Raw genomic sequence first — 13,194 nt, forward strand, 5'->3', positions numbered from 1 at the left:
ACGGCGCCGGTCGGCGCTTGAGCCCTTGTGGGCTAAGCGGTCTAAGTGCACGAGACTTGAGTAGCGGTTTGGCGGACGTTGGACGGGCGCACCGCTAGGGATCGCCAAGGATGAGATCACATGAATGAACCCGTGAAGACTCAGCCAAGAATGGCCAGGATGCGCTCGCACGACCAATACGCCGCCATGGTGCCGATGGCGTAAAGGGTGGCCACCCGTGCGTGTTGGATGACGGGCATCTGCCGCACGGCACGGTACGCCAGCCATGCTACCGCGACGGTCATCAACTGGCCGAGCTCAACACCGACATTGAAGGTGAGCAGAGCTATCCACAGGTAGTTCTCGGGCAGCCCGATTTCCTTCAGGGCGCCGGCAAACCCGAGCCCATGGACCAGGCCGAAGAGGAAGGCCACGAGGGCGGGCCACTGCCGTGCCAGCGTGAAGCGCTGGCGAAGCGCCTCGCCGGCTACCAGCATGATCGAGAGCGCGATCGTGGCTTCCACCGGAGGCGGCCGCAGTGTCAGCAGGCCAAGCGCGCTGCTCGCCAACGTCAGGCTGTGCGCGGCCGTGAACGCCGTGATAGTGAGGATCAGGCGCCGGTTGAATCCGACCAGGAACAGCAGGCCGATCACGAACATCAGGTGATCCCAGCCCGTCAGGATGTGCTCGATGCCGAGTACTGTATAGGCCGATGCGATCTCTCCGACGCCACGCCTGTCGTCAGCGGAGCCGTAGAGGTGGACTGTCGGCTGGCCCGCGGTCAGCGTGTAGACGCGCGATTGGCCGTCGAGCCACAAGATCCTGACCATGGCTGCCGAGTAGCGCCTTCCGACGCCTTCGACGGACAGCGCCCCCGTCATTCCGGCGTTCCCACAGCTCACCGTATTCGCATCTCCGCGGCATCCGTCGGGCCACACCGGCGCGAGATCCTGGCCGGCCGGAAGATTGCCGCTCGCAGTCCATTGCCAGAGGAACTCGCCGCGCGAAAGCTCGCGGACTTCCATCTCGGCCATGCTCATCTCGTGGGCGCCGGCGCAGGCAGCCAGCAACACCAGTGCCGTCGAAAGCAGTTTTCTCAGCAGGCCCCTCACTTGGTGTCGCCTTCGATCTTGACCGCGTATTTCTTGCCCATTGCGCGGACCGCGGCTGTTCGCTGATCCGCCAGGGTGGCATCGGTCCAGTCCTGCAACACCACGCCTCGCAGGGCTTCGAAATCGGCAGCCTTCGGCGGCGTGATGGAATCCAGCCGGATCGCCCGCAGGCCATCGCGGGTGGGCAGCGCTCGCCATGCGCCAGGCGGCGCCTGTTCGAGCGCCTTGGCGAAATCGGCCCCGTAGCTCTGGACCAGGTTGTCGCGCGGCCGGCCCTTGAACACCCGCAGCCCTGCCTTGGCATCGCCGGGCGTTCCGTTGTTCAAGGCCTCGGCGAAGGCACGTACCGCCGGCTCCGAGGCGTCTGCGGAAACCACCGCTTCCTGGAAGTCGAAGCGCTGGGGCTCGTCATACCTGCTGCGCTTGGACTCGAACCAACGCCGCAACAGTTCGTCGTCGAACGGCGGCAGCTTGACGCTGGCGTCGACCATGCTCAACGCCTTGAAGATCACCCGCTCCCGGATGGCCGTGTCGCCCTGATCGACCTGCAATGCAAGCCCTTCGCGGTAGAGCACCTCGTTGTCGATCCAGCGCTCGCGCAGGACCTTCAGTTCGTCCGCATCGGGCTCGCGCCCGCGCGACGCAGCAAACAGCTTCCTGGCTTCCGCATCGATTTCGGCGCCCACGACGATGGTGCGCGGGTCGTGCTTGCGGCTCACGATGAAATGATCGACGCCGAACAGCAGGCAGCCCAGCAGAGCAAAGTGCAGCAGGGGTTCGCGCAGCCACCGTTGCAGGAAAGGCTCGCCTTCAGGCACCGTGGGTTGAGCATCGGGACGGAGCAAAGGAGTGGACATTCTTCGATTGAACTTCGAGACGAGGTGGCGGACGCTTCGTCCACCTCCATGAAAACAGGCGCCGGCAGAACCGCCGGCGCCTGGACCTGCCGTGAATCGCAGGAGCCTTACCGGACTCCGGCGACCATCGTCGAACCCTTGACCTCGATGTAGATCGGGTTGCTGTAGAACCAGAGATCAGACCAGGCGGCGACGTCGTAGCTCACATACTTCTGCCCATTTCTCACCCCCAGGTGGGCTGGGCAATCCGTGTGGTTGCAGGGGATCGCTAGGTTGGCCAGGCCGCTCGCGTTCGTCGCGAGATCGGCCAGCGGATTGCCGTTGGCATCGGTTTCGTTCGGCACGCTGGGCGGCAGGTTGGTGCCGCGCAGACGGATGTACTGCGAGGCGTTGACCGGCGCGGGCAGACGGAAGCTCATCCTCCGGTACTCGCCGCCCACGACTTTCCAGCTCGTGTCGTTGAAGGTCTTGATGACCGAAGCGGTCGTGTTCTTGGCGGCCGCCGGAACGTTCGCCATGCTGGGATTGACCAGCCAGTCGCGCGGCCACTCGCCCGCGTAGCTGGTCGGATCATTCGGGTTCTTGTAGCCCGTGACCATGCCGCGGATGACATCGATGTGATCCAGCACCGGCTGGTTCAGCGGCTGCTTCAGGCCAACCTGCGCCAGCGACGGATTCGGAAACGAATACGGCGAGTAGTTGAAGCCAGAGGGGTCGCGCACCACGATGGACACGATGATTTCCGCACCGGGGCGCACCACCAGCTTTTCGCCCATCGTGGCGCATTCCTCGTGATCGACGTCGGTGTTCTTCAAGGCAGCAGCGAGTGCGATCGCCTCCACCACCCCATTGCCCACGGCATCGAGAGCAGGCGTGGACTTGCCGCGCGGGTAGGACGCGCATGCGACGAATGCGAGCCGATCGATCAACTGGCCGCTGGCGGTGAAGCTGTTGCCGCTGCGAAGGCCGTTCACGATGGACTGGGGCGTCAGGTCAACCTTGCCGCCGCGGCCCTTGTCCTTGCCGTCGTCGCGGACCATCACGAAGTCGCGCTGGTACTCGCCGGGGAAGAAGTCCTGGGTGGACTTGCGATCGTCAGGTCCGAAGATGCCGCGGTTGTGCCAATCGGAGCTGGCAAAGAACCAGAAATTGCGCCCCTCGCCCAGCAGCGCGTCCCACACGCCACCGACCTGTGCGCCGTAGACGCCCGTGCCGCCGTAGGTCGTTCCGCCCACGGAGTCGACCAGCACGCCGCCGATGTTGTTGCGTTTCGGCGAATATTCGCCGCGGTCGGAGGAGGCGCCATGGCCGGGCTGGGTTTCGAATCCGAACGCGGTCTTAGGCGCCGCGTTGTTGAAGTTGCGCAGGTGCTCGATGTTGTAGCCGTTGTTGCCGTTCGGATTGAAGGGGCCGGCCCGCTCCAGGTGGGCGGGGACGTAGTAGCTGCCCAGCGGATGGTTCTCGGCCATCCACTTGACGGCCTCGACCGTCTTCATGTGGCCCCGGACTCCGGTGCCAGCGCCGGTGGCAGGAATGAGCTTCTGCGCCGTCGCGTTCCAGCTCGGGTCCGCGGCGTTCAAGCTGCCGGTGACCGAGCAGTTCCAGTTGTTGCCGGTGGCGTTGCCGACGGCAAGATTGCCCCGGCTGGTGTCGGTGTCGTTGCGGTCGAAGCAGTACTCCCATTGGGCCATGGCGGTGGCATTGCCCAGCGGCGTGTACCCTGGCGTTGTGGGCAGTTTCGTGCCCTTCGCCGACGCCGGCATCTGGCCCGTGATGACGGAAGTGGAGGAATGCTCATGGCCGGCCACCACCGACTCGACGCCGATGAAAAGCGGCAGCTCCTTGAGGCGCGCCAGGTACTCCAGCAACGGGTACTGATACTCCTGGATCGACTGCCAGCGCCACATGTTGCCATTGCCGCCGACGCCGCCGTTCAGGCCCTTGAGGTTCGCGGCACCGATGGTGTTGGTCCATGTGGTGGTCGGCGGCACGCCCGTGTAGGGATAGGCGGGCGTGCCGAGACTCTCGTCCTCGGCCAAGGTGCAGTTGCGGTTGCCGCTGCCGCCGTGGCCCGCCTGCACGAACCAGTCGAGTCCCCAAGGCGTGTCGACGGTGTCCGTGGACTTCTTGACCAGCTTCTGCATCGAGATCGCACCGTCCGAGCAGGTGGTGTGGTTGTGGAAGTCGCCCGTGACGTAGGTGCCGGACTTCTTGTCGCGCGCCGTGGCAATGCTGGGTGCGGCGATCAGCGCGGTGGCGCCGATCGCCGCCACGGCAGCGATGGCGATCTGATTTTTTGTGATTCCGATTCTCATCGAGGTGCTCCAGGTGGGGGGTTGTGTGAGGCCGTTCTGCGGAGTGACGTATTGCGCAGATCAGCGGAACTTCGTGTACTCGACGGTGAGTTGAGTCGGAATAGGTCCGGTCTTCTCGAATAAGAGCGTCATCGGATACTGCCGTCCGACCTCGAGGGGGAGCTTGAGGCCGGTCAGGCGCAGATGCACGCCGGCTTCGCTCAGCTCGGGTGTCTGACCTTCCTGGATGAGAAAGTCGACGGCCTGTCCTTCACCCTTTCCGCCCAGTTCGGCGCCTTCGGCCAATTCCGTCGTCGCACCGATGAGCCGATCGCTTTGAACGACGTCCTTGAACCCCATGCAGACAACGGCCGAATTCGCGCCATGCGCCGAGGCCCGGGTCCAGGGGTGGATGATCGTGAGGTTGTCGCTATAGAACTCGCAAGCGTGCGCCGATGGAAGGAGCAGCGAGCCGATCAGTGCGAAGCCGGCGTTGAGGACACCGCGGCGGTGAATGATGTGACCCATGGGTTCGGACTCCTACTGCAGCTCGGCGTCGACTCGGGGCTTGGCCGGAACGTTGAAGATGACCCGAACCCTAGGGAGCCACCATGACATCCTCACGACAGCGACGCGGGGCAAGGACCCGGGAAAGGCAGGCCGCGTCACGGTGTCTTGGCGCGAAGCTCGGCCGATGCCTGCGCTGCCTCCGGCCGGGCCGGTTGTACCTGCTGAAGCTCGGTGAGGAGCGAAAGAGCCCCCGCAGAGTCGGTGCGTGCCAATGCGACGGCCATGTGCAGCAACGGGTCGTATGCCGGGCGGAAATCGGGACTCGTGCGCAACGCTGCCAGCAGAGGCTCGCGCACCTGCGACAACATGCGCCGAACATCGTTGGAGGGCCGCACTCCCCGTCCCGCTTCGAGAAATCGGTCCCGCGCCACCCAGTACGCGGCCAGGCGTTGCGACCAGGCGGCATCCGAGCCGCCGCTCACCAGGTCATGTGGCTCGAGCGCCAGCTCGTGCAGCAGGGCGAAGAGCCTGTCCTGCGGCAACGAATCCGGCGCGTAGGTGATGCGAGGGGCCCGATAGCTGACGATGGGGCGGTCGTCGGTGTTGGCCGGCGCGTTTCCTGCGAAGCGGGTCAAGGCTGAAGGACCGGCCACGAATCCGCCCAAGAGACCGAACTCGTCCGCGATGCCGAAGTCGGCCAGGCGCTGCGGCAGCCTTGTAGTGGCGAGGCGTTCCGTCAGCTGTGCGCGATCGAAACCTTCCCCGTCCCCACCGGCGATGAGTCCGAGCACAGGTGTCTCGAGGCTGTTGGTGGCGAGCGTCGCCCATCCATGCGGATTCACCGCAAGGAAGGCCTGCACAATGCTGCGCAGGGAATCGAGGTCGAGCTGATGCAGCGGGAGCCATTGGCAGAACACGCCGTGCGCCGTGAGGAGCTTGCGCACCGCCCCAAAATGCTCGACCGTGTACAGGGACCCGGTGCCGCTGCGCGCCGGATGGTAGTTGTCGGCAACGATCACGTCGTAGCGCTCCGGGGCGGTTCTCGCGAAACGACGTGCATCGGCTGCCATCACCCGAAGACGATCTTCGGGCGAACCGCTTTCGAGAGAGCCGGTGAAGTGCGCGGAGGCGGCAATGACTTCCGGCAGCAGTTCCACCGCGTCGACCTGCAGCGTCGGATCCCTCGCCGCGGCGGTCGCCGTCACGCCCGTGCCCAAGCCGAGGAACAAGGCGCGCTTGGGCGCCGGATGCAGGAGCAGCGGGAGCAGTGCCTGCCGTGCATCGGCGTGCAAGGTCGCACTGCTTCCTTCCTGCTGACGATTGTTGATCCGCAGTCGGGCGACGCCGGCTGCGTCTTCCACAACGCTGACCGCCGCGGCGACGCCCTCGCGGTAGGTGATGACGCGGCCACCTTCGGGCAGGTCGATGAAGGCCAGCGCCGGCGCGAACGCAGCGACAGCGAGCGCTGCCCCAGCGGGTACCCAGAAGGCGAGCGTCGGCAACATCCGTGGCAAGGCCAGCGCCAGGTAGGCCGCGGCGACCAGCAAGAGTGCGACCTTCGGCCCCAGCGCCGGCACGAGCACCACGCCGAACAGCAGGGGTGCGGCTGCAGCGCCCAGGGTATTGAAGCCCAAGGCACGGCCAAAGCTGTGATGACCGGATTGCGCCTCGATGCAGAGATGGCTGAACAGTGCTCCCATCACGATCGTGGGCGGCAGGAATGCGATGAGCGCCAATGCGGCCTCGGCCGAGAGCGCGGAAGCCATGCCTGCGCCAAGCCCCGCGGTCACGAGATTCCTGACGTCCTCGGCCGCCCACAGCGTTCCGGTGCCGAGCAGGCAAGCCGCTGCTTGCAGGCACAGCAGGCGGGCGCGAATCGCTGGACTGCCGGCTTCCGCGAAACGGCGCTGATAGGCAGCGGCACCCAGCGCCGTGCCCACCAGGTACACCGCCAGCAGCATCGCGAAGGTATAGACAGTGTCCTCGGCCACTTGGCTGAGCACACGGACGACAAGCACCTCATAGCCGATTCCCAGCAAGCCCGTGATCGAGAGCAGCACCAGGGCGCGGTGCTCCCGCCGGCGGACGGAAGACTCTGACGTGGCGGCGACGGCAACGATCTCGTTCGACCAGAGGCCGAGTGCCGCAGCGGCACAGAGCACATTCAGCATCGCACACACGCCGGCGGTGCGCGCGAGGCCAAAATCCGGCACGAGCCAGAAGGCGGCGACGAGCACGCCGAGCACCGCGCCAAGGGTGTTGCATGCGTAGAGCCCGGCGATGCGGTCTCCCGTGCGGCCGAGCTGCGCCATCACGCGCTCCATGGCCGGCAGCGTCGCGCCCATCGCGGCGGTTGCGGGCAGCAGCACGAGGAAGGTCCCGAAGAACGCCACCGCCCACTCCCATGAGGGCGCCGGTTGAGCGCCAGTGAGGTCGAGCAGCGCATGGCTGACCGGGGCCAGCAGGAGCGCCAGCAAGACGCTCCAAACTGCCATCGTTGCTTCGCACGCCGCATACCAGCGCCCGGGACGGCTGCTGCGATGGATCCGGGGACCGAAGACCAGCGCGCCCACGGCCAGGCCACCGAAGAAGGCAGCGATGACGGCCAGGATGGCGGCCGACTCGTGGCCCAGCCACAACGCGCATTGCTGCGTCCAGACGATTTGATAGCCGAGCCCGGCGAAGCCGGACGCCACCATCAGGCCGTAAGCGGCCCGACGGCGGGTGCCATGTGAATGGACGCGATGCTGGCTGAGCGGGACGGCAGACAAGCGGCCAGCCTACCCTTGCAGTTTGTCAGTTCAACGACAGCAGATGCTCAGCCACCGAAGGTGATCTTGTAGCCCCAGGAATCCAGCCGGGCGGGAATTGCATTGAACGACATCGTGATGCGCTGCTCGCCGGGATTGGGCGGCACCGCGTGCATGAGGTAGCTGGGAAACAGCACGAGGTCGCCGGGCTGTGGCGCCGGGCTGACCCACTTGTCCGCGCTGTACGGTCCGGGCGTCGTCCGGTTGTGATCGTTCCTGAAGGCGAAGTCCGAACCGCCGGGTGATTTCATGAAGACGGTCTGTGCGTCCGGATGGGTCGCGGTCAGATACACCACGCCGGAGACAAAGCTGTTCGCATGGTTGTGCATGGCCTGGCGGCCACCGGTGTTCAGCACGTTCACCCACATCTCCTTGACCGACCACCCGATCCGCTCTCCGAACAGGAGCGCACCGAAATCGACAAGCTTGGGCATGATCAGGTTCGCGCACTCGACCAGCAGCGGGCTGTCTCCGGGCTGGAGCATCTCGGTATGCGACAGGTTGGCCGAGGAGTTGTTGGAGCGCACGGCCGCTGCGGCGAAGTGCCGGACCAGGCCGTTCACCAGGTCGGGGCCGAGTGCCGCCGGCACACGCATGAACGGGGTGGGAAAGAGCCCAATGATTTCATCCATGCCATGAATTCTCGCTGCCGCATTTGACATTGCGATGCCCGGTTCATCGGTCTGTCACAGGGACAGCACACCATGCGATGTGCACTTACCCGCCCCTCCATGCACTTCATCCTTCAAAAAATTCTCGCAGGCGCGGTCTTGCTCGCGCTCGCTGCGATTCCCGCCGCTCATGCGGAGGTCGATTTCAACACGCTCGAGATTCCGAGGGAGATCGCATCCGCTCTGCCGGACGAAGGATCGTCCTCGATCCGGCAGGGCGTGAGCACCGTCGAGGCCGGGCGCGACAGCAGTCTCGGTGGGGCGATTTTCAACCCCTTCACGCAACCGGCAGCGCTGCCTCCCCCTGGGCCCGTTGCCGCTGCGCGTCCTCCGGCTACGCCCGAGCCCGGCTCGACGGTGACCTTGACGCTGATCGTGAGCGCTGCCGGCGCAGCGCTGGTGGGCTTGCTACTGCGTCGCCTTTAGGCGCCGAGTCGCCGAAGCTCATGAGCGCTCATCCGTACCACCTGCGCACGCCTTAGGTCGACGCGGCCGACCACATGACTGGTCGTCCACACTCCGCATGTCTCTAACGCAGCGGAAGCAGCCTTTCGTAGCGCGACGGCCTACGACTCAGATGGGCCAAAAGCGAAAGCTGCTCCTCTTGCCTGCCTAGGCGCGCGGAACACACTGCGAGCCCGACGCAATCAGTTCGCCATCGCACTCGCAGCCCTTCGCGGACTTGGGCGTCTTGCCATCAACGAGAGCGCCTCTCGAGTTCGGTGGACAGATCAGTTGCTGCCGAACGCTGTTCTGGAACATGTCGAATCCGCCACGGCCGTCGGCATGTTGCCCCACGCAGTGGACATTTCCGTATTCATCGGGGGGCTCAGACTGCTTGTATATCTCCGGCGGATCGAGGTCCTTCAGGAGTTGGAGGCATGCCGTGCGATGGTCGGGGTACTCCTTCCTCTTGTAGAGGATCCCGAATCTGCCATCGACGAGCTGTGTCGCCTGGACAACGTGGCGAGCCGTCGCCGAAACTGCGCCGCGGCCTTCTCTTTGATACACGAGACGAAGCTCGCTGCCTGCAAGATCCCCCACCACGATCTCACGCACTCGATCCCCGCTGTCGAACGAGAGCCTGAGCGACTTGCCGCTGCGCTTGCCTTCGAGGATCGGGAAGATTCTGGGCCGCATTTCCTCGTTCCCGCTGAACTGAACAAAGCCCACAAGTTGGTCGGCCGTCGGCTCCTGGAGGTGCAGCCGCATGAACTCTTGGCCGAAGGACGGGTAGAAGGCTGCCGCGTGCGACTTCCACTCGCCGGCGACGCTCTTGCTGGTGAGAGAAGAAAGCGCGTCGGTCAGCTTCCGGGTCGAATCTGTGAGGCTCGCGAGGGCGCCAATGCCGAGGCAGGCAATGATGACAACTGCGGCCACCCTGTTGTTCTTGATTCGATCAAGCAGCCGATCAACTAACGTGCGGCCATCTGATGGCTTAGGGGTCCGAACCTTTGGCATGGCAAAGTCCTCCGAGCTGGCGGGCGGCAGCTTCCGTTTGGTCGTGGCGAGCACCCGAAGGGTGATTTGTATCTCGGGCATCAGCCGCAGGCAATCGGCTCGATAAGTACATAAGAGCGCCAAGCTGCCTTGTGTTCATGTACCCGTCCTCCTTGAGGATCGCTTGCTAGATCCAAACCTTGCCGCCTGCACGAACGCGAAGGTAAGCCCTGACGAGGGACTAACCCGACTCAGACTGATATCGTGCCAGCACGGCCTGGTCGTACATCTCATCGAGTCCGTCGACATCGAGCGACGTCGATTCCCCCGTCGTTTCCAATACGCGCTCTGACACTTGAGGCGCGGCGAGTTCCCCGGCGAGGATACGGAAGTGCAGCCGTAGCTTTCCAGGGCAAGATGGCAAGGGTGTCGGACGACCGACCCTCTTCGCCAGGTAGCAGAGAGCCGAATCGAACATGACAGATTGGGTGGACGCCGCCTTCGTCGACAACAAGGCGGGCCTCCCACCGGTCGAGCATTTCAGGCAAGCTACGCAGGCCCGCCATGGAACTCCATTGGCTGCTCGGCTCGTCCGGCAAATCCGCGCCAGCCAGCATCTGGAAAGACTGTCCGTCAAGCGGCTCCACCGAAACCTCCAACTTGGCGTTCGACAACGACGTCTCTGAGCGGTTCTTCAGTACGAGCTTCATTTCGATGAGAGCCGCGTTCACGCGAGCGTATTCCGCATACTCCCGCCAGAAGTCCCTGTTGTCGTGCCACATGTGAGCGCGAACCGAAATCTCAAACGGACCCAACCTCTCGGGTGGACTTTCGAAGTCGGGCAGCTTCTCAGGGAAGTTCAAGTACTTCAGCGCGACGGTTTCAGGCAGAACCTCGTTGTCCGGCGTAAGCACGGAAAGGGCCAACAGCACCTGCCCACGTCCGGAATCAGCCAAGGCCATGGCTGCAACTTCCGTGGGCTCGGCCTCCTCCGTGCTGCTCCCGCGGCGCACGTACGCAACGTTGCTCTTCAACTTGCCGTAGGGATTCGCAATGAAGAAGGGACGCTTTTGCTTGGGAAGCGTGATGACTCCGACGGTCTTGCCTTCGTACAGGTGCTCCTCGTAGCGGAACGTCAACTTCGGCTTCACTTTGCTGTTGACGAACTGTTGCAGCCTGGAGTCGATGCTCTCTGAGATGCCCACTACTTCTGCCAGGTGGGGTCGGTTGTCCTTGAGTCCGAGCAAGATGTAGCCTGTCCCCTCACGCCACGCGTTTGCCATGGCCAGGATGGCCTTCAGCATCTCCGACTTCTCAAAATCGTTCCCGCCCGCGAAGCGGTACTGCTCACCCTTGAAGTCTAGGTCGGTGCCCTCGCTTCTGTAGCGGAGCGCGTCCAGCAGTTCGTTGTTCACCATTTCAGCCTCCTGGACACGGCTCGTACGGGTTCCGGTTAGAGCACTTGGTGCCCCACGATGAAGAATACTGGACGGCCGTGACGAACGTCCAGTTCTGGCCGGAAGCGAGAGTACGAAACCGTGCCAGAAAGCCGACTTCCGCCGGGACCCCGAGGGCGCGGCATCCAGCTTCATCCGAAGACTCGTCCTCATCGCCGTGAACTTCGTGCGCGATCTCGCCGAGCGCATAGATCGCAGCGATGTGGCCCGGACTTGAGCAAACGGTTCTTCCCGCCAACAGCTTCATTGTCGCGACCAAGCCGCTCAGCGGCGTTGCCGCTTCTTCCATCCTGCCAGGCGGTGAAACGTGAGCGTCAAAGACATTCACGAAATGCGCACAGCGATCGCGAGCCTGAGCCTGCAGCCCCTTTCCATCACATACATGGTGGGCTCTGCCGATCACCGCTCGCTGTCGCGTGAGCTGCTGATCACCAACTTCTAGCCATTAACAGCGGCGGTGCGCTACCGGCCTGCCGGGTGCCGTGTTGGCTCGAGGTTAAAAACTCCCGACTACCGGACTAGGCCGACGCCCCTGCTGGAGCTTGTCAGCAGTGTCTTCGATCTCACGGATCGTAGAGGCGACATGCTCGCTAACGACAGCCAGGAACATTGGCATCGCTTGCAACGCCGCAATTCGCAAACCCCGTGAAGCTTTGAGGAGTGGAGCCGGGGCCCCGGCGGCGTACTGATTCTGAAGAGGACAGCTCATGTCGCCTTCATAGAACCCGTCGACTAGGCGCATTGCCTTCACAGCAAGGCACCACCTGCCTTCGACGCGAGCAAGCCCGAGCACTTGAACTACACGGGAACTGGTTTCGTGCGGTCCGAGCTTTCCTTCAGAGTCGGCACTTTCCACGGGCTCTGAATGCCAGACCTCTAAGCCAATGTTCAGCGCGGTTAGGCGTTTCTGTGGTGTTCTCGAGGGTGCTCGTGCATCGCGCCCCAGCAGCTCGTTCACGTCAGCGCAATCCCGGACCGCGCTCCGGTATCCGCTTCTTGATCTTCGAGATCGTGTGGGCCTCCACCTGGCGAGCCCACGGTCCATCGATGGTCCGCAGATTCCGTCCCACGAGATGCCCCAGGCCAAGCTCGTCGGCAAGCTGCGAAATAGCCGTCTCGACATCGAGCGACAGGTTGGTGACAAGCACGTCGTCACCGTGGAATACGAGGCTGTTCGACCAGAGAAAGCCGACCGGTGCACCGTTGCGATCGATTCCTCCGAAGTCCCCCAGCTTGGCAACGACGCGGCCCTGCGTGGGCTCGAGCACGAGGATCTCGTTCGACTGGTTGCACGCGATCCAGAGGTTGTCGTGCTCGTCGATGAGCAGACCGTCGGGCCCGCCGCCGATCCGGTTGACGAACACTTCAGGCGTGCCGGGCTCGAGCGTCGAGCCGTTCACCGGTATCTTGACAATGGTGTCGTTCGCCGTATTGGCGACGAACAAGGCCGTCTTCTTGTTGTTGAACGCCAGACCGTTCGCGCCGATGGTCGGCGGAATCCTCGTCGGCTTGAGCAGTGCGCTGCTGACCCATGCCGACGCTTCGCCACCGTCGGGTCCGACTTTCCAGATGATGCCCTGATGGGCGTCGGTCACGTACACGTTGCCGGCGCCGTCGAAGGTCATCCCGTCGAGGCCGGGCTGCTTGCCCGTGACCGTCATGAACACGGATGAGGCACCCGACATGTGATCGACGCTCAGGACCTTCCCGGCCCCGTAATCGACCACGAGCAACTTGCCCGTCTGTGGATGGAAGGCGACGTCGAGCAACAACCTGCCCGAGCCCTTGATGCCGACACTGCGCAGATGCTTGCCCTGCGGGTCGAACACAAGGAGCGTTCCCTCGCTCGTCCTGGGCTTGTTCGCCGCCACCGTGACGACATAGACGTTGCCCTCGCGGTCGGTGGTGATCCCCTCCGGGTGCGCCTCCCCCTGGGGCAGCGTGGCGAATGTCTCGACCTTGCCACGCTCCCACGCATTGGCGGCGAGCGGTGTCGCGAGCAACACCAGCCATATCAGCATCGGCAAGACCAGCAGTGCCTTGGCTTTGTTCATTCTCATGTCT

General features: G+C 64.0%; 10 protein-coding genes and 1 pseudogene. 2 read left to right on the plus strand and 9 right to left on the minus strand.

Features of this window, described 5'->3' with window-relative positions; translation table 11 throughout:
- Window positions 1-140: 140 nt before the first annotated feature.
- From ACSQ9A_RS34675 to ACSQ9A_RS34700, 6 genes are all read right to left on the minus strand, one after another.
- Window positions 141-1,091, minus strand: a complete 951-nt coding sequence (locus ACSQ9A_RS34675; RefSeq protein ID WP_436307287.1) for a HupE/UreJ family protein — start codon at window positions 1,089-1,091, stop codon at window positions 141-143.
- Window positions 1,088-1,948 (minus strand): peptidyl-prolyl cis-trans isomerase, encoded by an 861-nt coding sequence (locus ACSQ9A_RS34680; RefSeq protein WP_436307288.1) that lies wholly within the window; start codon window positions 1,946-1,948, stop codon window positions 1,088-1,090. The genes ACSQ9A_RS34675 and ACSQ9A_RS34680 overlap by 4 nt, the downstream gene beginning before the upstream one ends.
- 107 nt (window positions 1,949-2,055) lie before the next feature.
- Window positions 2,056-4,263 carry a hypothetical protein gene (locus ACSQ9A_RS34685; protein WP_436307289.1) on the minus strand — a complete coding sequence of 736 codons (2,208 nt, stop codon included), beginning with the start codon at window positions 4,261-4,263 and terminating at the stop codon, window positions 2,056-2,058.
- Window positions 4,264-4,323: 60 nt separating this feature from the next.
- Window positions 4,324-4,770 carry a copper chaperone PCu(A)C gene (locus tag ACSQ9A_RS34690; RefSeq protein ID WP_436307290.1) on the minus strand — a complete coding sequence of 149 codons (447 nt, stop codon included), beginning with the start codon at window positions 4,768-4,770 and terminating at the stop codon, window positions 4,324-4,326.
- 137 nt (window positions 4,771-4,907) lie between these two features.
- The gene (locus tag ACSQ9A_RS34695; protein ID WP_436307291.1) at window positions 4,908-7,523 is read right to left on the minus strand and encodes a fused MFS/spermidine synthase; all 2,616 of its coding nucleotides are present in this window, start codon (window positions 7,521-7,523) and stop codon (window positions 4,908-4,910) included.
- Window positions 7,524-7,570: 47 nt separating this feature from the next.
- Window positions 7,571-8,194, minus strand: a complete 624-nt coding sequence (locus ACSQ9A_RS34700) for a TIGR02466 family protein (RefSeq protein WP_436307292.1) — start codon at window positions 8,192-8,194, stop codon at window positions 7,571-7,573.
- A gap of 99 nt (window positions 8,195-8,293) precedes the next feature.
- On the opposite strand from ACSQ9A_RS34700, the gene ACSQ9A_RS34705 reads away from it, so the two are divergent.
- Complete coding sequence (locus ACSQ9A_RS34705) at window positions 8,294-8,659, plus strand: hypothetical protein (protein WP_436307293.1); 366 nt, start codon at window positions 8,294-8,296, stop codon at window positions 8,657-8,659.
- Window positions 8,660-8,845: 186 nt separating this feature from the next.
- Here ACSQ9A_RS34705 and ACSQ9A_RS34710 read toward each other — a convergent pair whose 3' ends face one another.
- Together ACSQ9A_RS34710 and ACSQ9A_RS34715 are read right to left on the minus strand one after the other, a co-directional pair.
- Complete coding sequence (locus ACSQ9A_RS34710) at window positions 8,846-9,748, minus strand: hypothetical protein (RefSeq protein WP_436307294.1); 903 nt, start codon at window positions 9,746-9,748, stop codon at window positions 8,846-8,848.
- A 215-nt stretch (window positions 9,749-9,963) separates the two neighbouring features.
- Entirely contained in the window at window positions 9,964-11,091 is a 1,128-nt protein-coding gene (locus tag ACSQ9A_RS34715; RefSeq protein ID WP_436307295.1) for an AlbA family DNA-binding domain-containing protein, read from the minus strand.
- Between the two features lie 239 nt (window positions 11,092-11,330).
- Here ACSQ9A_RS34715 and ACSQ9A_RS34720 point away from each other — a divergent pair.
- Window positions 11,331-11,438: pseudogene (locus ACSQ9A_RS34720) on the plus strand (FAD-dependent oxidoreductase); the annotation flags it as partial.
- Between the two features lie 651 nt (window positions 11,439-12,089).
- On the opposite strand, the gene ACSQ9A_RS34725 reads toward ACSQ9A_RS34720, so the two are convergent.
- Window positions 12,090-13,184: an SMP-30/gluconolactonase/LRE family protein gene (locus tag ACSQ9A_RS34725; RefSeq protein ID WP_436307296.1), complete on the minus strand. Its 1,095-nt coding sequence runs from the start codon at window positions 13,182-13,184 to the stop codon at window positions 12,090-12,092.
- Window positions 13,185-13,194 lie beyond the last annotated feature (10 nt).

Origin of the sequence: Variovorax sp. LjRoot290, from assembly GCF_964253985.1 — a bacterium.
In the GTDB taxonomy this organism is placed as follows: domain Bacteria; phylum Pseudomonadota; class Gammaproteobacteria; order Burkholderiales; family Burkholderiaceae_C; genus Variovorax.